The sequence below is a fragment of the Amycolatopsis roodepoortensis genome, assembly GCF_014873915.1.
GTDB classification, from domain to species: Bacteria; Actinomycetota; Actinomycetes; order Mycobacteriales; family Pseudonocardiaceae; genus Amycolatopsis; species Amycolatopsis roodepoortensis.
In genome coordinates this window covers 1,784,518-1,803,687 of record NZ_JADBEJ010000001.1, presented here as the reverse complement: position 1 = coordinate 1,803,687, position 19,170 = coordinate 1,784,518, and the positions used below count along the sequence as shown (strand labels likewise).

Annotated in this window: 18 protein-coding genes and 1 pseudogene; 7 read left to right on the top strand and 12 right to left on the bottom strand. The window is 69.4% G+C overall.

The genetic code is table 11. The annotated features are described in order from the left end of the window. Positions 1 to 30: 30 nt before the first annotated feature. From H4W30_RS08215 to H4W30_RS08205, 3 genes and pseudogenes are all read right to left on the bottom strand, one after another. Positions 31 to 1,044, bottom strand: a pseudogene (locus tag H4W30_RS08215) (acyltransferase family protein); the annotation flags it as partial. A gap of 57 nt (positions 1,045 to 1,101) precedes the next feature. Then, positions 1,102 to 2,496: a sensor histidine kinase gene (locus tag H4W30_RS08210; protein WP_192742214.1), complete on the bottom strand. Its 1,395-nt coding sequence runs from the start codon at positions 2,494 to 2,496 to the stop codon at positions 1,102 to 1,104. After that, entirely contained in the window at positions 2,489 to 3,166 is a 678-nt protein-coding gene (locus H4W30_RS08205) for a response regulator transcription factor (protein WP_192742213.1), read from the bottom strand. The genes H4W30_RS08210 and H4W30_RS08205 overlap by 8 nt, the downstream gene beginning before the upstream one ends. Before the next feature lie 235 nt (positions 3,167 to 3,401). On the opposite strand from H4W30_RS08205, the gene H4W30_RS08200 reads away from it, so the two are divergent. Then, positions 3,402 to 5,138 carry a glycoside hydrolase family 6 protein gene (locus H4W30_RS08200; protein WP_192742212.1) on the top strand — a complete coding sequence of 579 codons (1,737 nt, stop codon included), beginning with the start codon at positions 3,402 to 3,404 and terminating at the stop codon, positions 5,136 to 5,138. Between the two features lie 48 nt (positions 5,139 to 5,186). Here H4W30_RS08200 and H4W30_RS08195 read toward each other — a convergent pair whose 3' ends face one another. Both H4W30_RS08195 and H4W30_RS08190 read right to left on the bottom strand, forming a co-directional pair. Beyond that, positions 5,187 to 6,647 carry an SDR family oxidoreductase gene (locus tag H4W30_RS08195; RefSeq protein ID WP_192742211.1) on the bottom strand — a complete coding sequence of 487 codons (1,461 nt, stop codon included), beginning with the start codon at positions 6,645 to 6,647 and terminating at the stop codon, positions 5,187 to 5,189. 12 nt (positions 6,648 to 6,659) lie between these two features. Next, positions 6,660 to 7,133, bottom strand: a complete 474-nt coding sequence (locus tag H4W30_RS08190; protein ID WP_192742210.1) for a MarR family winged helix-turn-helix transcriptional regulator — start codon at positions 7,131 to 7,133, stop codon at positions 6,660 to 6,662. A 106-nt stretch (positions 7,134 to 7,239) separates the two neighbouring features. Between H4W30_RS08190 and H4W30_RS08185 the strand changes: the two genes are divergently transcribed. Together H4W30_RS08185 and H4W30_RS08180 are read left to right on the top strand one after the other, a co-directional pair. Next, entirely contained in the window at positions 7,240 to 9,270 is a 2,031-nt protein-coding gene (locus H4W30_RS08185) for an MMPL family transporter (RefSeq protein WP_192742209.1), read from the top strand. 29 nt (positions 9,271 to 9,299) lie between these two features. Next, on the top strand, positions 9,300 to 9,521 hold the full coding sequence (locus H4W30_RS08180) for a hypothetical protein (RefSeq protein WP_192742208.1): 222 nt from the start codon (positions 9,300 to 9,302) through the stop codon (positions 9,519 to 9,521). Here the strand turns inward: H4W30_RS08180 and H4W30_RS08175 are convergent. Continuing rightward, positions 9,508 to 10,698, bottom strand: a complete 1,191-nt coding sequence (locus tag H4W30_RS08175; protein ID WP_192742207.1) for an MFS transporter — start codon at positions 10,696 to 10,698, stop codon at positions 9,508 to 9,510. The genes H4W30_RS08180 and H4W30_RS08175 overlap by 14 nt on opposite strands. Before the next feature lie 66 nt (positions 10,699 to 10,764). On the opposite strand from H4W30_RS08175, the gene H4W30_RS08170 reads away from it, so the two are divergent. Next, entirely contained in the window at positions 10,765 to 11,745 is a 981-nt protein-coding gene (locus tag H4W30_RS08170; protein WP_225948821.1) for an ArsR/SmtB family transcription factor, read from the top strand. A 3-nt stretch (positions 11,746 to 11,748) separates the two neighbouring features. Here H4W30_RS08170 and H4W30_RS08165 read toward each other — a convergent pair whose 3' ends face one another. The 5 genes from H4W30_RS08165 to H4W30_RS08145 form a co-directional block, all read right to left on the bottom strand. Next, positions 11,749 to 12,051, bottom strand: coding sequence for a DUF1905 domain-containing protein (locus tag H4W30_RS08165; protein ID WP_192742206.1), 303 nt, complete (start codon positions 12,049 to 12,051; stop codon positions 11,749 to 11,751). Positions 12,052 to 12,101: 50 nt separating this feature from the next. Beyond that, positions 12,102 to 12,728, bottom strand: coding sequence for a TetR family transcriptional regulator (locus tag H4W30_RS08160; RefSeq protein WP_192742205.1), 627 nt, complete (start codon positions 12,726 to 12,728; stop codon positions 12,102 to 12,104). A gap of 175 nt (positions 12,729 to 12,903) precedes the next feature. Beyond that, positions 12,904 to 14,112: an NAD(P)/FAD-dependent oxidoreductase gene (locus tag H4W30_RS08155; RefSeq protein WP_192742204.1), complete on the bottom strand. Its 1,209-nt coding sequence runs from the start codon at positions 14,110 to 14,112 to the stop codon at positions 12,904 to 12,906. Between the two features lie 2 nt (positions 14,113 to 14,114). Beyond that, entirely contained in the window at positions 14,115 to 14,309 is a 195-nt protein-coding gene (locus tag H4W30_RS08150) for a ferredoxin (protein ID WP_192742203.1), read from the bottom strand. Beyond that, complete coding sequence (locus H4W30_RS08145; protein WP_192742202.1) at positions 14,306 to 15,706, bottom strand: fatty acid desaturase; 1,401 nt, start codon at positions 15,704 to 15,706, stop codon at positions 14,306 to 14,308. The genes H4W30_RS08150 and H4W30_RS08145 overlap by 4 nt, the downstream gene beginning before the upstream one ends. A 192-nt stretch (positions 15,707 to 15,898) precedes the next feature. Between H4W30_RS08145 and H4W30_RS08140 the strand changes: the two genes are divergently transcribed. From H4W30_RS08140 to H4W30_RS08130, 3 genes are all read left to right on the top strand, one after another. Then, entirely contained in the window at positions 15,899 to 16,909 is a 1,011-nt protein-coding gene (locus H4W30_RS08140; RefSeq protein ID WP_192742201.1) for an SdiA-regulated/phytase-like domain-containing protein, read from the top strand. 92 nt (positions 16,910 to 17,001) lie between these two features. After that, a complete protein-coding gene (locus H4W30_RS08135) occupies positions 17,002 to 17,898 on the top strand; it encodes a hypothetical protein (RefSeq protein ID WP_192742200.1) in 897 nt (298 codons plus the stop codon). Next, positions 17,895 to 18,350, top strand: coding sequence for an ester cyclase (locus H4W30_RS08130; RefSeq protein WP_126735028.1), 456 nt, complete (start codon positions 17,895 to 17,897; stop codon positions 18,348 to 18,350). The genes H4W30_RS08135 and H4W30_RS08130 overlap by 4 nt, the downstream gene beginning before the upstream one ends. A 7-nt stretch (positions 18,351 to 18,357) precedes the next feature. Here the strand turns inward: H4W30_RS08130 and H4W30_RS08125 are convergent, their stop codons facing one another. Further along, positions 18,358 to 19,110 carry a ZIP family metal transporter gene (locus H4W30_RS08125; RefSeq protein ID WP_192742199.1) on the bottom strand — a complete coding sequence of 251 codons (753 nt, stop codon included), beginning with the start codon at positions 19,108 to 19,110 and terminating at the stop codon, positions 18,358 to 18,360. Positions 19,111 to 19,170 lie beyond the last annotated feature (60 nt).

Here is a 19,170-nt window from a genome sequence, read left to right as displayed (position 1 = left end):
CTGTTCGACCCAGCGGCGCAGCGCGCAGGCGAACACCAACGCGACACCGGTGGTCGCGGCGGCCTTGGCGAGCCCGCTGGGCAGCAGCCAGCCCGTGACCCCGGCCGCGCCGGTCTGGGCGAGGTAGAGCGCGTACGAACGGTCTCCGACGAAGGTCAGCGGCCTGCTCGAGAGCAGCGTCCGGACCGGGCCCGGCGACACGACGGCCACGAGCAGCAGCGCCGAGCCCGCCGCGTAGACCGGCACCACGGACTGCCAGTGCCCGCCGAGCGCCTTCGACAGCGGGCCGACGGAGAACTGCAGCACGACGAACCCGCAGCCGATCGCCGTGGCGACGGCCGGGCTGGTCAGCGGCCGGACGAGGGCGAACCCGCGCGGATGGTGGAGCGTCATCGCCAGCAGGCAGCCGATGACCAGCGAGCAGTAGTGCACCGAAAGGCTCGCCCACGTGTGCGAGGGCGCCAGCGGCAGCGCGAACAGCGCGACACCCAAGACGGCCGAGGCGCCCAGCAGCAGGCGCAGCGCCGTCTTCCCGCTTCGCGCGAACGAAGTCAGCACCAGCAGGGCGGGCCAGACCAGGTAGAACTTCTCCTCCACGCCCAGCGACCACGACGTCGGATAAGGCGTGTTGAAGTCGACGAGTTCGTTGCCGAAGACGAGGTAGTACGGCATGGCGTCGGCGAGCCTGCTGCTCTGGTACGTCCCGCCGAGCAGGACCGCGACCGTGGTCAGCGCCAGGAGCAGGAAGTACACCGGCATGATCCGGAAGACCCGGCGAAGGTAGAACCCGCGCAGTGAGATCCGGCCGTCACGGTCTTCCTCGCGCAGGGCCAGCGTCGTGATGAGGAAGCCGGACAGCACGAAGAACAACTGCACGGCGATCCAGCCCTGGAGGCGGTCGACGACCGGGCCTCCGTAGTGGAAGAACACGACGGCCACGGCGGCGAGCGCGCGTACGCCGGTCAGGCCGGGGAACCACGACGAGGCCAGGTAGTCGGCGTGTCCGAGGGGGCGCCACCACGAGCGGCGTGCGGGAGCGAACATGCCCCGAAGGTTCGTGCGCGGACGCTGAACCGAAGCTTAAGGAAGCTGAAGACGTCTTCAGCTTCGCGCTTTCGCCAAGGGCAGGCGGACGACGAGCCGGGCACCGCCGTCGTGGTCGGCGACTTCGACGGTGCCGCCGTGCGCGTGGGCGATCTCGGCGACGATCGCCAGCCCCAGACCCGCGCCACCGTCGTCACGCGCACGTCCGTCGTCGAGACGCACGAAGCGATCGAACACCCGCTCACGGTCCGCGGCGGGAATGCCCGGCCCGTCGTCGGTCACCTCGACCACGGCGAACTCGTCCACAGTGGACACCCGCACTTCGACGCCGGTGCGGGTATGGCGTTGCGCGTTGTCCACCAGGTTGCGCAGCAACCGCTCCAGCCTGCCGCGGTCGCCGAGGACCATCGGATCCTCGTCGATCCCGGCCCGGACACCCTGCCGCCCGGACAGACAGGATTCGACCACTTCGGACAGTCGCACCGGGGTGGTCCGTTCCGGTTCCGCGTTGTCCAGCTTGCCCAGCAGCACTAGGTCCCCGACGAGGTCCTGCAGCCGGGTGATGTCGAGGAGCGCGTTGCGGCAGGCGTCACGCCAGTCCAGCCGGTCCGGATGCGCGAGCAACACCTCCAGCTGGGTCCGCAGGGAGGCCAGCGGGGTACGCAGTTCGTGCGACGCGTCCGAGGTGAAACGGCTCTGCCGGGTGACCGCCGTGTCCAGGCGGGCGAGCATCGTGTTCATCGTTTCGGCGAGCTTCGCGATCTCGTCGGCGCTGTCCGGGGCCGGGACCCGGCGGGAGAGGTCGTGCGCGCCGATCTCCGCGACCTCCGAGCGGATCGCCTCGACCGGCCGCAGCGAACGGCGTACGGCGAGCCACGCGACCGCCCCGATCAGCAGCGCGATCACCGGGACACCCACCAGCAGCGTCACGCGCACCGCGTCGAGCGCCGCCTGCCCGGACTCGTCGACCACGGCGGCGCCGTAGATCCGGTACTTGCTGTCGCCGCTCGTCTCGGCCGCGACGTGCACGCGTGTCTCGGTGGTCTCGACCTCACGTCCGAGCACTCCCCGGCAGCCGACCGAGCCCGCCATCGACTCGTCGACCGCACCCGCCTCGAGAACCGACACGGAATCACCGCGCTGATAATCGTCCGCCTGGACCAGCAGACCGTGCCGCAGGCCCGGGCATCCGACGACGCGCCGGCCGGACTGGTCGACCACCTCGTAGGCCGAATCCCGGACGAGCAGGAGCAGATCGGCCGGTGCGGCGCCGGTGTTCAGCAGCTGCACGATCGCCGCCGCGCGCGCCCTCGCCACCTGCGCGGCCCCCGCCCCCAGCCGGTTCTCGGCGTCGAGCACGAGCCAGGCCGAAACGACGCCGAGCGCGACGAGCGACGTCACGAACGAGGTCAGCGCGACCCGGAAGCGGGTCGTCCGCAGGAACTCACGCACCGGAGCCCACCACGTGATAGCCGGCGCCGCGCACCGTGCGGATCGTCTCGACCCCGAACGGCAGATCGATCTTGCGCCGCAGCGCGCTCACGTGTACCTCGACGAGATTCGCGGTCGCCGACGCGGCGAAATCCCAGAGGTTCTCCAGCAGTTCGGCCTTGGTGACCACCTCGCCCTGCCGTTTCATCAGATACGCCAGCAGCGCGAACTCCTTGGTGGTCAACGGGATCTCGGCCGTACCGCGACGGCAGACGCGGCTCGCCTGGTCGAGTTCGAGGTCGCCGAGCCGCAGCGTGCCCGGCCGGGTCGCTCCCCCGCGCCGGATCAGCGCCCGGAGCCGGGAGAGCAGGACGCCGTAGGAGAACGGCTTCGGGAGGAAGTCGTCGGCGCCGGTGTCCAGCGCCTCGATCTCGTCGTCCTCGCCGTCCTTCGCGGTCAGCATGAGGATCGGCATGGTGTCGCCCCGTTCGCGCAGCCTCCGGCATACGCGGTAGCCGTTCAGCCCCGGCAGCATGATGTCGAGGATCATCGCGGAATACGGATGTTCGGCCGCGTACCAAAGCGCGTCGCGGCCGTTGTGCGCGACGTCCACGGCATAGCCCTCGGCACTCAGCCCCGCGCGCAGCGACTCGGCCAGCCGTCGCTCGTCCTCCACGAGCAAGATCCTCATCCGCTCACGATCCCATACGGCCCGGCCACATTCGGTCACCGCCCGCCCGCTGTCCGGGTGAAGGCTTCGCCGCCGTCAGGACGAGTCTTCCGCCGGGCGGCTCAATCCTTTGGTCGTATTCTGGGAGCGATCCCACATTTCGGATCGCTCGGCCTTGTCACGGCCCGGCAGCCCCTTTACGGTCCTCGATGGGAGCGCTCCCACAAATCGGATTCCGGTCGCAAGGAGGCGACGTATGAGATTCCGCAGAAAGGGTGTTTCGGCACCATCGGCCGTCTGCGCGGTACTCGCGATGGTGGCGGTGCCGGTGGTGCTGGGCTCGAACGCCGAAGCGGCGCCGGGCTGCAAGGTCGACTACACCATCACCAACCAATGGGACACCGGTTTCGGGGCCACCGTCACCGTCACCAACCTCGGCGACCCGATCACCGGCGGCTGGACGCTGAGCTGGGACTTCCCCGGAAACCAGCAGGTGCAGCAGGGCTGGAACGGCAACTTCGCCCAGCAGGGCGCACGGGTGACGGTCCGGGACGCGGGGTGGAACGGCTCGCTCGGCACCGGCGCCACCGTCTCCCCCGGCTTCAACGGCAGCTACTCCGGCACCAACGGCAAACCCGCCGTCTTCACCCTGAACGGCACCACCTGCACCGGTTCCACCGTCCCCACGACCACCACCACCCCGACCACGACCACGACCACGACGACCCCCGGTCCCGGCGGCCCCAAGGCGGACAACCCCTACGCCGGCGCCGGGGTGTACGTGAACCCGGATTGGTCGGCGAAGGCCGCGGCCGAACCGGGCGGCACCCGGATCGCGAACCAGCCGACCGGCGTCTGGCTCGACCGGATCGCCGCCATCGAGGGCACGGCCACGAGCCGAGGGCTACGCGGCCATCTCGACGGAGCGCTCCAGCAGGCCGCCGGGAAACCGCTGGTCGTCCAGCTGGTGATCTACAACCTGCCCGGTCGTGACTGCGCCGCGCTCGCGTCGAACGGCGAGCTCAAGGCGGACGAACTCCCGCGCTACCAGGCCGAGTACATCGACCCGATCGCCACGATCCTCGCCGATCCGAAGTACGCGGCGTTGCGGGTGGTGACCGTGATCGAGATCGACTCCCTGCCGAACCTCGTCACCAACGTGACACCGCGGCCGACGGCCACGCCCCAATGCGACGTCATGAAGGCCAACGGGAACTACGTCGCCGGTGTCGGCTACGCGCTGGCGAAGTTCGGCGCGATCCCCAACGTGTACAACTACATCGACGCCGGGCACCACGGCTGGCTCGGCTGGGACGACAACCTCGGCCCGTCCGCCGCGCTGTTCGCGCAGGCCGCGAAGAGTTCCGGCAGCACGCTGGCCAATGTGCACGGCTTCATCGCGAACACCGCGAACTACGGGGCGCTCAAGGAGCCGTACTTCACGGTGAACGACAGTGTCGGCGGCACTTCGGTGCGGACGTCGAAGTGGGTGGACTGGAACCGCTACGTCGACGAACTGTCCTACGCGCAGGCGTTCCGGCAGGAGGCGATCCGGGCGGGCTTCCCGGCGGACGTCGGCATGCTCATCGACACCTCCCGCAACGGCTGGGGCGGCGCCGCACGGCCGACCGGGCCCGGGCCGTCCACCACGGTCGACGCCTACGTGAACGGGAGCAAGACGGATCGCCGCATCCACCTTGGGAACTGGTGCAACCAGGCGGGCGCGGGACTCGGCGAGCGCCCCAAGACCGCGCCGGAACCCGGGATCGACGCCTACGTCTGGATCAAGCCGCCGGGTGAATCCGACGGTGCCAGCAAGGAGATCCCGAACACCGAGGGCAAGGGTTTCGACCGGATGTGCGACCCGACGTACACCGGCAACCCGCGGAACCAGAACAACATGTCCGGCGCGCTGCCCGACGCGCCGCTCTCCGGGCACTGGTTCTCCGCCCAGTTCCAGGAACTGATGAGGAACGCTTACCCGGCTCTGTAGGTGGTGGGTCTCGTGAGTGGCAAGGACGGTTCTAACCGTCCTTGCCACTCACGAGGCTTCTCCTTGCGCCGCACCGGTGATGTTGCGGACCATGCCGCCGAAGACGACGCCGTGGAACGGCGCGATCCCCTTCCAGTACGCGTGCCCGGCCAGTCCGTGCGGCTCGAACACCGCCCGCTGCCGGTACACGGTCCGACCGTCCTCATCGGACTCGACGCCGAGTTCGAGCCAGGCGCGCCCCGGCAGCTTCATCTCCGCCCGCAACCGCAGCAGGCGCGGCCGGTCGAGGTATTCGACGCGCCACCAGTCCAGCGCCTCGCCGAGGTGCAGCCGCCGCGGATCCCGCCGTCCGCGTCGCAACCCGACGCCGCCGACGAGCCGGTCGGCCCAGCCGCGGACCGACCAGGCCAGTGGGAACGAGTACCACCCGTGCTCTCCGCCGATGGACTCGATGACGTCCCACAACGCCTCCGGCGAGGCGTCCGTCCGCTGTGCCCGATCGTCCTCGTACACCGTCCCGCCCGCCCACTCCGGATCACTCGGCAGCGGGTCCGAAGGCGCCGCGGCGCTCGACGCGTCCGACCAGCGGGTCGGCACGTCGGCGTTGCGGATCCGGGTCAGCGCCAATTCGACGGCGTGCTCGTAGTGCGTCAGCCCGTCCTCGGGGTCGGGGATGTGCTCGGCGATCGAGTGGTCATGACAGACCACCTCGTGCACCAGCGATTCGATCAACGGTACGGCGATCGACTTCGGCACGGGAGTGACCAGGTTGACCCATTGCGCGGACAGCCACGGTGTGAGCACCGGGACCGGTACGACGGCTCGCCTCGGCAGACCGGCGACGACGGCGTACCGGCGCATCATGTCCAAATAGGTCAGCACGTCCGGCCCGCCGATGTCGAAGGCGCCGTTCACCTCGGCCGGGAGATCGGCCGCGTGCACGAGATAGTGCAGCACGTCCCGGATCGCGATCGGCTGGATACGGTTGCGCACCCAGCGCGGGGTCACCATCGCCGGGAGCCGCTCGGTGAGGTAACGCAGCATCTCGAAGCTCGCCGAACCCGAACCGATGATCACCGCGGCCTGCAGGACGACGGCGGGCACTCCGGAATCCAGCAGGACCCGGCCCACTTCGGCACGCGACGCCAGGTGCGGCGACAACTCCTCGTCGTCCGGCACGATGCCGCCCAGGTACACCAGCCGCCGCGCGCCCGCCGCCTTGGCCGCCTCGGCGACCGTGCGCGCCCCTTCGCGGTCGACGTCGACGAAGTCCTTGCGGGCCAACGAATGTACGAGGTAGTAGACGACCTCGCAGTCGCTCAGTGCCGTCTCGATGGAGGCCGGATCGGTGACGTCGCCGCGTTCGACCTCGACACGGTCACGCCACGGCTCCTCGGCGACCTTCTCCGGCGAGCGCGCCACCACGCGCACCTCGTGACCCGCGTCCAGCAATTGGGGTACCAGCCGTCCGCCGACATAACCCGTCGCTCCCAGCACCACACATCGCATGTCCCCGAGTGTTCACGGTGCCAGGCGACCGCGCACTTCGACGGTCGCGGCGATACTGCTCCGGAGGAACCGGGCGACCGTCCGCCGCTCGTCCTCGCCCATGTCTCGCCACGCTTCGGCGTAGCGCCGTCCGAGCGGCTGGAAGAACTCGGAGCCGATCTCCCGCGCCTTCTCGTGCATCCGCAGTTCGACCTTGCGGCGGTCGGTCGCGCTCCGGTCCCGGAAGAGGTGCCCCGCCCGCTCCAACCGGTCCAGCACCGCCGTCGTCGCCGACGCGCTCAGGTGCAGAGCGCTCGCGAGCCTGCTCGGGCTCATCGGGTCCCCCATGCGGGCGGCGTCCATGATCACCGCGAGCGCGTTGAGGTCGGTCCGGTGCAGGCCGTGCGCCTCGCCGAACATCTCCGCGAACCGGTCCGACTCGACCGTCAGCTGCCGCAGGAGGAGAACGAGCAAGTCGTCCGTGACGGGCTCCGTGTCCTCAGGCATGTCCGAAACCTCCCCTCACGCTGCCCCGTCCGGGCCACCACTCTACTATTTCGATGGTCGAACTATTCACTCGTCGAAGTAGCACTGCCACGGGAGCCATCCGTCCATGATCTCGGAAGTCGAACGCCCCGCCCGCACGCGGTCACGTCTGCGGTGGCTGCTCCCCGCCCTGATCGCGGTCGCGTGGCTGATCTTCGGCGGATTCAGCGGCCCGTACGCGGGCAAGCTGAGCCAGGTCACCGAGAACGACAGCAGCAGCTTCCTGCCGGCGTCCGCCGAGGCGACCGAGGTCGGCGAGCTCCAGAAACAGTTCTCCAGCGCCGCCGTCATCCCGGCGATCGTGGTCGCCGAACGGGCCTCCGGCCTGACCGAGGGCGACAAGCGGTTCCTCGCCGACCGGACGTCGAACGCCCGGCTCTTCCCCGCCCCGCAGAGCGACGCGGGCGCCCAGGTCGTCGTGCTCCTGGACGCCACGGGTGACCCTGGGGACGGCGTCGAGGCGCTGCGGGAAGCGCTCGCCCGTGACACCCCGGACGGGTTGAAGGTGCTCGTGACCGGCCCGGCCGCACAGGTCGCCGACCTGAAGGAGGCGTTCGGCGGGATCGACGGCCTGCTGCTCCTGGTCGCGGGCGCGGTGGTCGCGGTCATCCTGATCGTCGTCTACCGAAGCCCGTTGCTTCCCCTGCTCGTCCTGCTGTCGGCGGTGTTCGCGCTGGGAACGGCGAGTCTCGCGGTGTACCTGCTCGCGGATCACGACGTGCTGGCGCTGAACGGGCAGAGCCAGGGCATCCTGTTCATCCTCGTCTTCGGCGCCGCCACCGACTACGCGCTCCTGATGGTCTCGCGGTATCGCGAGGAACTCCGGACGACCGACGACGCGCGCTCCGCGCTCCGCACGGCCTGGCGCTCGACCATCGAACCGATCGCGGCGTCGGCCGGGACCGTGATCCTCGGCGTGCTCTGCCTGCTGTTCAGCGATCTGAACTCGAACAAGGGACTCGGCCCGGTCGCCGCCATCGGCATCGGCGCCGCGTTCCTCACGACCATCACGTTCCTTCCCGCGGTCCTGGCCTTGTGCGGCCGCAACGCCTTCTGGCCGTTCCGCCCAGTGGTGTCTCCGCCGCGCGAGGAGAACGGAGGACTCTGGAGTCGCGTGTCGGGCTGGGTCGCCCGCGCACCGCGCACGATCTGGATCGTCACCACGGTCGTCCTGCTCGCGGGCGGCGCGTTCCTCCCCCAGCTCAAGGCCTCCGGCACCGCGCAGTCCGACGTCTTCCTCACCCCGGTCGATTCCGTCGCGGGGCAGGAAGTCCTCTCGCGCTACTTCCCCGGCGGCTCCGGTTCGCCCACGGTGATCATCACCCCCGCCGGCCAGGCCCCGGCGGTCACCGCGCTTGCCCGTGTCCCCGGCGTTTCGGACGTCCGCCAAACTGGCGAAGCGGGCGGGCTCGCGAAGATCGACGCGGTCCTCGTGGATCCCCCGGACTCCGACGCGGCGGTCGCGACGGTTCAGCGGATCCGCGAAGCCGTGCACACCGTCGACGGCACCAAGGTCGGCGGCCCCACCGCCACGCTGCTCGACACCAGGGAGACCTCCGAGCACGACCGGTTGCTGATCATCCCGATCGTCCTGGTCGTGATCTTCCTCGTGCTCGCCCTCCTGCTGCGGTCACTGCTCGCGCCGCTACTGCTGATCGGCACCGTGGTGCTGTCCTTCGCCGCGACGATGGGCGTCTCGGCGCTGGTGTTCAACCACGTCTTCGACTTCCCCGGCGCCGATCCGGTCGTCCCGCTGTTCGGCTTCGTATTCCTTGTCGCACTGGGGATCGACTACAACATCTTCCTGATGACCAGGGTCCGCGAAGAGGCGGGCAGGATCGGCACGCGGGACGGGACGCTGCGCGGCCTCCGCGTCACCGGCGGCGTGATCACGTCCGCGGGAGTCGTGCTCGCCGCGACCTTCGCCGCACTGGCCGTCCTGCCGATCCTCTTCCTGGCGCAGCTGGCGTTCATCGTCGCGTTCGGCGTCCTTCTCGATACGCTCCTGGTGCGCTCGCTGCTGGTACCGGCTCTGGCGGTGGACGTCGGGCGGAAGATCTGGTGGCCGTCGAAGCTGGCGAAGACCGGCCGGGAATGAAAGCCGCGAGCTGCCCGTAACCTGGTGACATGGGCGAGGAGCAGGACGCCATCGACGAGCGGATCCAGGACGCCGGGGAACGTGGCGACCTGGACGAACTGCGGCGACTGGCCGACGCCGGCAGCAGCGACGCGGCGGACCAGCTGATCGAAACGGCGACCGAACTCGGCGCGCTGGACGAACTGCGTCGGCTGGCGGAACGTGGCAACCGGGACGCCGCGGAGCAACTGGCCGAACTCACCGAGGAGTAGGCCGGTCTCGCATCGCCGGAATCAGCACGGGAAGCGCGGCCAAGAGCGCGAGGCCACGCACGACACCCGCGACCGGATACGGGACGCGAAGCCCGAACCTGTGCGCGAGCAGTCCCCCGGTCAACGCGCCGAGCGGCATCAGTCCCCAGCCGAGCAGCCGGTAGACGCTGTTGACGCGGCCGAGCAGCGACGCGGGGACGTCTCGCTGCCGGACGCTGACCGTGACGACGTTCCAGATCGTCGTCACGAAACCGCTCACCGCCAGGAGCCCGCCGAGCACGAAGACGTTCGGGCTGAACCCCATTCCGACGAAGATGGCGGCGTTCACGGCGAGCGAGACGAGGAGCGCCCGGAGGTCGCCGAGCCGGGCGGCCAGGCGCGCGATCACAAGTCCGCCCACGATGCCGCCGAACGCCGCACCGGCGAGCAGCAGACCGAACACTCCCGCGCCGAGATGCAGCACGTCGGTCACGAACAGGACGAGAGTCGCGTTCCCGAACTGACCGCAGAACGTGTTGACGCCCAGCAGCAGAGCAAGAGTGCGGAGCAAGCGGTGTTTGCTCAGCCAGCGAAGTCCGTCGAGAACCTTCACTCGTTCCGAGGGCGCAGGTCGTCGCTTGGGCAGCCCGGCCAGAAGTAAGGCGGCGAGGACGAAGGACGCGGCGTCGATGGCGAACGGGAGCGTCCAAGCGAGCGCGAAGAGCAGGCTCCCCAGGGGCGGGCCCACGAACTGCCTGCCGACGACCAGCGCCACCTGCTGGCTGCCATTCGCTTGGTGCAGCAGGCTTTCCGGGACGAAGTCCGGGAGTGTCGTCTGCGCCGCGTTGTCGTAGAAGACATCGCATGATCCCAGCGCGAACGCGAGTACGACGAGCACCGGCACGGTGACGGCCTCGGCCGCGACGAGCGCGGTGAGCACGCCGACGATCAGGGCTTGGAGCGTCTGCGTTCGCCACATGAGGGTGGTCCGGTCGACCCTGTCGACGACGGAACCGGCGGTGAGGGACAGCAGAAGCCACGGCAGGTACGTCGCGGCGGAGACCAGGGCGACATCCCGCGCGTCGCGGCTCACCGTCACCGCCAGCAACGGCAGTGCCGCCGTGAAGACGCCGTTCCCGAGGCTGTCGATTCCGGTGGCCCACCACAGTCGTCGGTAGGCGCGGGGCAGGTTGCGCATGATCGGATCGTGGCCGGGTCCGGTGTTCCAGATACACCATTTAGCTCCCGCCTACATACTCGGGCGATGCCGATGACCATCGAAGTCGGTGTCGCCGAACTGGCCGCGACCCGGTTCGCGATCTCGCCGCTGTCCGAGACCGTGGCCGGCGTGCAGCAGCTCGCCGGGATCGACCGGAACGCGGTCAACCTGCCCTGGCTTCGGTGGGCGCGCGAAGAACTCGATCGCGAGCCACTCGACCTTTCGCGGACGTGGCCGTTGCTCGTGACCGGCAGGCTCGGCTGGCCGGAGTTCCTCGTCCCCGCCCCGCGAGACTCGGGGGATTCCCTCGACAACGACCTCGACGCGCTGCGGCGAACCCCGGTAGACCGGGTGAGGGCGAGCCTCGGCCGGGTCTTCGGCGCGAACCTTCCGGGTGCCGTCGCGGCCCTCGCCGACGACCCCGCGTCCGTCCTGCCGGAGGTCGCCGAGGAACTACGCGCCGCCCATGACCGTCTTGTCGCGCCGCATTGGCCGCGGATCCGAGCGGTACTCGACGCCGACGTCGGTTACCACGCCCGTGCGCTGACCGCGGGCGGTGCCGAGCGGTTGTTCGCGGACCTGCATCCGGATCTGCGCTGGCACGACGACCGGGTGATCCTGGCCGGCGAGCGGTGGCGCGATCAGCATCGTGTCGTCGCGCGCGGGCCGGGCGGTCTCGTGCTGATTCCGGTCGTCCTCGGGTCGCCGTATGTCCTGGTCAAGGAGAACACCTCGACCCAGACCACGATCCGCTATCCGGCGCGGGGAACCGGCGCCCTTTGGGCCGCCGGGACCCGGCCGCCCGGTTCCGCCACGGTCCGGCTGTTGGGCCGGACGCGGGCCGACCTTCTCTCCGCGCTGTCGTCCCCCGCGACCACGACCGATCTGGCCCGGGCTCTCGGCGTGACACCGAGCGCCGTTTCCCAGCACCTCAAGGTCCTGCGGGACAGCGGCCTGGTCGCACGGCAACGGTCCGGCCGCAGCGTTCTCTATCTCACGACACCGCTCGGCGAACGCCTGCTCTGACGGTCAGAGGTCGATCAGCTCGACGGTCACCTTCGCCACATCACCCTCCTCGATCCCCTCGGCTTTACGAACGGCTTTCTTCACCGGCAGCACGTACGCGCCTCGTTTGGCGTCCGGGAAGATCGACGTCTTCCATTCACTGCCACCGATACCGGCCTGGACCCGGACCGCGCCGAACCCCCGGCGCGGTCCGTCGGTGATCTCGCGGATCTCCTCGGAGACGTCCTGGGGCAGGCTGACGAAGGTCCAGGTCTCCCCGCGGCGGGCGTCCCAGACCCAGAGCTCGGCATCGAACACGACGATCATCGGTGGAGCTTCGCACACGGGTCCGACAGTTTTCCGCGAGTGGCAGCGCCCTAATCCTGCGAAGGATGCCGCAGCGACCGAGCCGTCGTCGCGCCCAGCACACGCGAAGCCATCCATGCCAGCGCATCGGCCGTGCGCGCCGGGGTGTCCGACGGTTGCATGATGTGGCTCAGCACGGTCCGCACCACGACGTCGATCGCCACATCCAGCTGTGAAGCGTCCAGCGGCGGGCCGTAGGCGCGGACACGACCGCGCAGCATGACCGTCGCTTCGCTCAGCAGGCTCCCTGCCCGCGACGTCAGCAGCGGCAGCAATTCGGTGTCGGCGCCGTGCGTCGCCGAGACGATGGCGCGCAGCAGGAGGTTGTCGTCGGCGAGTTCGAGGACGCCGCGGACGGCGTCGTGGATAGCCTCGACGAGGTCTTCGGGGTGCCGTTCGAAGGCTTCCCGGACCACGGAGAGGAACCGGGCGAGTTCGTGCGAGATCATCGCTTCGGCCAGCCGGCTCTTCGAACCGAGTTCGTTGTACACGGTCTGACGGCTGACGCCGACGATCTCCGCGAGTTTGCTCATCGTCACCGAGGACCAGCCGGAACGCACGGTCAACTCGATCGCCGCCGAGACGATCGGTTGACGGTACGGACCTCCCGTGACCGGTGCCTCGCTCATGATCGTCATTCTAAGCTGTGCCTCTCCAGGCGCGTTTTCGGATTTCCGCAGCCGGGCCGCGGCATCCGCTGATCACTCACCCGGCCAGGCCGGCGGCCCACCTCCACAAATCCGAGGCCTTCGGCCGAAAAGAGACGCGCGCCTGCCCTCACCCTCGTCGTCGAACTCTTTCCGAGTGGCACTTCTAAGCCGCCGTTCCCGCCGCGAACGCCAGCGCCTCCGGCCACGGCGCCCGCCCCGCGATCTGGCGGCGGTACTTCATGATCTCGCGCGGCCGGTCGATCGTCAGCGCCCCGACGACCCGGTCCCCGCGCCGGTACAGCGCGGTGAAACCGCCGGCCTCCGGGACGGCGGCCACCACCTCGTCCGCCCGCGGGATACCGACGAATTGGATCCGGCGGTCGTACCAGTCCGACCAGAAGTACGGCACCGGCGCCAGCTCGCGGGCCGACTCCGGGGCGAGCGCGTGACGAGCGGCCGCGGCACCCTGCTCCGCGGCGTTCGTCCAGTGCTCCAGCCGCATCAGCTCGCCGTCGAACAACGGGTTCGAGGCGTGCGCGACGTCCCCGGCGGCGTACACGCCGGGGACCCCGGTCCAAAGCGTCGCGTCGCACACCACGCCACCGTCGCGCTCGTGCAGCGGGACCCCGCTCCCCGCCAGCCAGCCGGTGGCCGGGACGACACCGATGCCGGCGACCACCAGATCCGCGGGTAGCACCTCGCCGGTCGAAAGCCGGACACCGGTCACCGCGCCGCCGCCGGCTTCCAGGCCGGTGACCGTCGTGGACAACCTCAGTTCGGTGCCCGCCTCGCGATGCAGCGAAGCGCACACCGCGCCCGCCTCGGCCCCGACGGACCTGGTCAGCGGGACGTCGAGCGCCTCCACGATCGTCGCCGGCAGCCCGCGTTTCCGAGCCGCGGCGGCGACCTCCGAGCCGATGAAACCCGCCCCGATCACGACCGTGCGCGCGCCGTCGTCGAGCGCGGCACGGACGGCGAGCGCGTCCTCGGCGGTCCGCAGCGCGTGGACCCCCGTGATCCCGTCGCTTCCGGGGAGTCGCCGCGCGGTGGCGCCGGTCGCGATCACCAGTGCGTCGTAGGGAACCGTCGTCCCGCCGACCGACACCTCACGAGTGGCGGTGTCGAGCCCGTCCGCCGGCGCGCCGAGCAACAGTTCGACGCCGAACTCGTCGCGCAGCGCGGCTTCGGTGTGGAAGGGGTCGACCCGCCCTGGGCCTTCCGTGGCCAGGAAGGATTTCGACAGCGGGAGCCGGTCGTAGGGCGGGTGGTCCTCCGCGCCGATCAGCACGATCCGCCCCCGGTACCCGTCCCGGCGCGCGGCCTCGACCGCGCGCAGTCCGGCCAGCGACGCTCCCACGACGACCAGTGCCACGGTCAGTCCCGCAGCTTCAGGGCGAGGACCGGGCAGGAGTCGACGGCGGCCGACAGGTCCTGGCGGTGTTCCTCACCGGGCCGCTCGTCGAGCACGACGACCGTCCCGTCGTCGCCGACCTCGAAGAAGTCGGGCGCCATCGCCTCGCACATGCCCAGCCCGTCGCATTTCGCGCGGTCCGCCTCGATCCTCATCATGCTCCGACCCTTCCCGGTGCCACGAAATCGACCTTCTCCCGCACGCCGCAGTCCGGGCAGCACCACGTGTCCGGGATCGCCGACCACGGCGTTCCGGCGGGGAAACCCTCACGCGGGTCGCCGAGTTTCTCGTCGTAGACGTAGCCGCAGCCCGGGCACATCCCGCCTTCGGTCGCGTCGCCGTGCGTGTCGGTGACGACCCGGGAGGGCGCGGTGACGCGTGTTCCATAGCGCGCCAGGATCTTGGCCCGTTTCGAGGGCTGGATGTTGGCGCGGGACATGTCGCCGTCGAAATGCGCGAGGACGCGCGGGTCCATCACGCGCCGCCACACCGGCGGGAACAGCGCCAGCACGATCATCCCGGCGTAGCCCGTCGGCAGCACCGGTGATTCGGCGAAGTCACGCAGCGTCTGGTAGCGGCGGGTCGGGTTGGCGTGGTGATCGCTGTGCCGCTGCAGGTGGTAGAGCAGCACGTTGGTGGCGATGTTGTTGGAGTTCCAGCTGTGGCTGGGGTCCACCCGTTCGTAGCGGCGCCGGTTCGGCGGGCCGACCTTCTGCCTCCGCATGCCGTAGTGCTCCATGTAGTTCACGACCTCCAACAGCGAGAAGCCGATCACGGCCTGGATCACCAGATACGGCAGGATCCCCGGCCCCAGCCACACGGTCATCGCCGCCCACAGCACCGCCGACATCAGCCAGGCGTTGAGCACGTCGTTGCCGATGCGGAACGGGTGCCGGTCGCGCCGGGCGTACCGCTTGCGCTCCAGACCCCACGCGGATTTCAGCGAGCCGAACACCGTGCGCGGCCAGAACCGGTAGAAGCTCTCCCCCACCCGGCTGCTGGCCGGATCCTCCGGGGTCGCCACCCGGACGTGGTGGCCGCGGTTGTGCTCGATGTAGAAGTGGCCGTAGAAGCTCTGCGCCAGCGCGATCTTCGACAGCCAGCGTTCGTGGCTCTCCTTCTTGTGCCCCAGTTCGTGCGCGGTGTTGATGCCGATACCGCCGATGCAGCCGATCGAGATCGCCAGCCCGATCTTGTCCGCCACCGAAAGGTCGCCGCGGGCGATCAGCCAGAACGCGACCACGAACCCCGCGTACTGGATGGGCAGGAAGGCGAAGGTGATCCACCGGTAGTAGCGATCCTTCTCCAGCCGTTCGATCACGTCGTCGGGCGGATTGCTGCGGTCCAGCCCGGCGAGCAGGTCGATCAGCGGCACGATCACCAGGATCACGATCGGCCCGATCCAGAACCACACACCCCAGCCGGTGGCCGCGTGCAGCCCGATGGCCAGGAAGGCGAGCGAGGGGACCACCAGGCCGATCAGCCACAGGTACCGCTTGCGGTCGGTCCACCGTTCGGTCGAGCCCGCCGGGATCGTGCCCGTCATCTCGCTCATCGCACCCTCCTCCGTTGGCTGGGTTTACAAAACTGTAGTTGATGTACACCCAGTTTGACAAGTGGACATCATTTGTAAATCCGGCGTTGCTTCATTTCGTGAGAACCTGGCGATATCTTGTATTCGTAAGGAAACTTACTTAACTTGTGACGACACGCCGCGACCCACTTCGTCCGCCCCGAAGGAGCGCGAATGCCCCGATCACCCCGCCGGATCCGGCCCGCCGCCGCGGCCACCCTCGCCGCCGCCCTGCTGGTCCTGCCCGCCACGCCCGCCGCCGCGAGCACGGTGGCGAACAGCCCCTGGCCAGGCGCTTCGGCCGTCACGAACGCCGACGGATCGAATGTCCTCGGCGGCAACATGAGCGGCCTGTCCTTCGGCGGTCCCGACGTCCTGTGGGCGGTCAAGAACGGCCCCGGCACGCTGTACCGCCTCGTGCGCGACGGCGCCAAGTGGCGGCCGGACACCGCCAACGGCTGGTCGTCGGGCAAGGCGCTGCGCTACCGCGACGGCAAGGGCGACCCCGACGCCGAAGCCGTCGTCGCCACCCCGGACGGCGTGGTCGCGGCCACCGAACGCGACGGTGACAACAGCAAGACGAGCGCCCTCAAGGTGCTGCGGTACGACGTGTCCGGTTCGGCCAAGACGCTCAGCGCCAAGGCCGAATGGAACCTGACGGCGGACCTGCCGAAGGTTTCGGCCAACGACGGCCTCGAAGCCGTTTCGTGGATCCCGGACAGCGCCCTCACCGCCAAGGGATTCGTGGATCAGCGCACGAAGGCGCCCTACAACCCGAGCAGCTATCCCGGCCACGGCACCGGGCTCTACCTCGTCGGCCTCGAAAGCAACGGGATGATCTACGCCTACGCGCTCGACCAGACGGGCGGGAAGTACACCCGGGTCGCGAGTTTCGCGAGCGGGCTCGGCTCGATCATGGAACTCGAGTACGAGGCTTCGACCGGCAAGCTGTGGGCGGTCTGCGACGACACCTGTGGCGGTGACTCGACGACGCTGGCCGTCGACGCGCAGGGCAAGTTCGCCGTCACGGCCACCTACGACCGGCCTGCCGGGATGCCGGACTACAACAACGAAGGGTTCGCGATTTCGGCGACGTGCGCGGCCGGGAGCAAGCAGGTCGTCTGGGCCGACGACGGCAACGAGGGCGGCCACGCGCTGCGCGCCGGCACCCTGTCCTGCGGCTGAACCGGTACTCCATTCCGGCGCGGATTCGCGCCGGAATGGAGTGCACCGATTCCGGCCTTTCTCCCGCCCGCTTCCTGGACTAGTTTGTCGGCATGAAATTCGCCTCCCTCGCGATTCTCCCGGCCTTGACCGTTCCCCTGTTCCTGCCATCCGCCGCACTGGCGGACGACGGCTGGGAATCCATCGGCACCGGCATGACGTCCGGCGCCAGCGGTATCGCCGTCCTCGACCGGGACGACGACCGGATCGACGCGCTTGTCCTACGGGACAACAAGAAACCCGGCGAGAATCGCGCCGTCCGGGTTCGTCTCGACCACGGCAACGTGTCCAAGGTGGACACCATCGACTGGCCAGGCGAACTCCCGGTCGATCTCGAAGCGGCCGAACCCGTACCGGGGAAGAACGGCGAATTCATCGCACTGGCCAGCGACGGCAAAGGCTTCCACTTCACATTGAAGGACAGGCGCCTGAAAGTCCTCGGCACTTTCCAGGTACCGAAGGGCGACCCGGAGGACAATTACGAGGGTTTCGCGCTGAAAAAGGTGAATGACCGATTGTTCGCGGTCTGGGCGGACCGCGGCCAGGACGCCCGCCCGGCCACGCTCTACTCGGCGGAGTTCTCGGTCTCGAAGCTGTCCTTCAAGAAGCCGAAGTCGATCCCGTTCCGCGTCACGTACCCGGCCACCCACGTCCGGCACACCTCGGACGTGGAGATCACCGCGGACGACCGAGTCCTGATCTCGGCAGCCTCGGATCCCGGCGACGAAGGCCCCTTCGACTCGGCCGTGTACGAGGCCGGTGTCCTCCGTTCCGACGGCTCGATCGCCCTCTCCCCTGTCCCGGTGAAGATCGGCGACTTCCCCGGCCACAAGATCGAGGCCATGACGTGCCTGTCCCGCTCGTGCGGCAGCCTGCTCTACGGCACCGACGACGAGGCCGCGGGCGGTAGGCTCCGGATCGCGACCAGGACCGACCCGGAGGACCAGTGATCAGCGAAGACCTGCGCGAGCGCCGCCTCAAGATCATCGAAGAGCACATGGACACCGAGGTGGCCCACGAGTTCGACCGCACCCTGGGCACCTTCAACGGCCATCCGCACTACGAGATCATGGCCACCGGGCAGATCTTCGACGGTGACGAAGAGGTCATGGCGTACTACCGCATGACCCGGACGGCGTTCCCGGACCAGCGGCACGACAACGTCCGGTACCACTTCGCCGACGAGTCGGTCATCGTCGAATTCGACCTGCTCGGCACCAACCTCGGCGAGTTCTACGGCCGCCCGCCCACCGGCAAGGCGTTCCGGGTGCCGATCATCGCGGTGTTCTTCTTCGACGAGGACCGGATCACCAACGAGCGCATCTACTTCGACGCCGCCAGCCTGATCACCCAGGCCGGGCACGCCGAACTGCTGAGCTTGCTGGCTTCCGGCGAGGTCTGATCGCCGATCACCCGAGGTGGGAAAGGCCGAAAGCGGTCAGAAAGCCCGCGACCGTGATCAGCCCGGTCCACAACTGCGCGTCCTCGAAGGCTTCGGGGATCATCGTGTCGGCGATCATCGCGAGGATGGCACCTCCCGCGATCGCGGTGATCACCGCGAGGGTGGCACCGGAGGCTTCGCCGAGGACGCCGTAGCCCAGCAACGCGGCCATACCGCTGAGCACGGCGATGCCACTCCAGAGTGCGAAGACATAGCGCGGGCTCCGGCCGGCCCGCTTCATCCCCGCGGCGCTGGACAGCCCTTCCGGGACGTTGCTGATGAACACCGCGGCCACGGTCACGACGCTGACACTTCCGCCGCCGAGCAGGCTGGTGCCGATCACCATCGATTCGGGGATTCCGTCCAGCAGGGCGCCGAGCGCGATGGCGGTTCCGGAGCCCGCCTGCTCGGCCTCGGACGGTTGCTGGTCACCCGAGCGTTTGCGATGCCGGGCGCCTCGCCGGGCGAGCCCGACGTTCGCGACGGTGTAGACCAGCGCACCGCCGAGCGCGCCGAGCGCGGTCGGCAGGAAGCCGCCCCTTTCGTGCGCCTCGGCGATCAACTCGAAGGAGACGGCGGAGATCAGCACGCCGCTCCCGAAGGCCATTACGCCTGCCACCACCCTGCCCGGAATCCGGATCAGGAAACCGGCCACGGCACCGAGCAGCAACGCCGACCCGGCCAGCAGACCCCAGCCTCCCGCCGCCAGCAGATCCGGCACCCGTTCCTCCCGCTCCCCGCTCGCAACCCGGATCCCAGTCTGGCCGAACCGGTGGCCGGC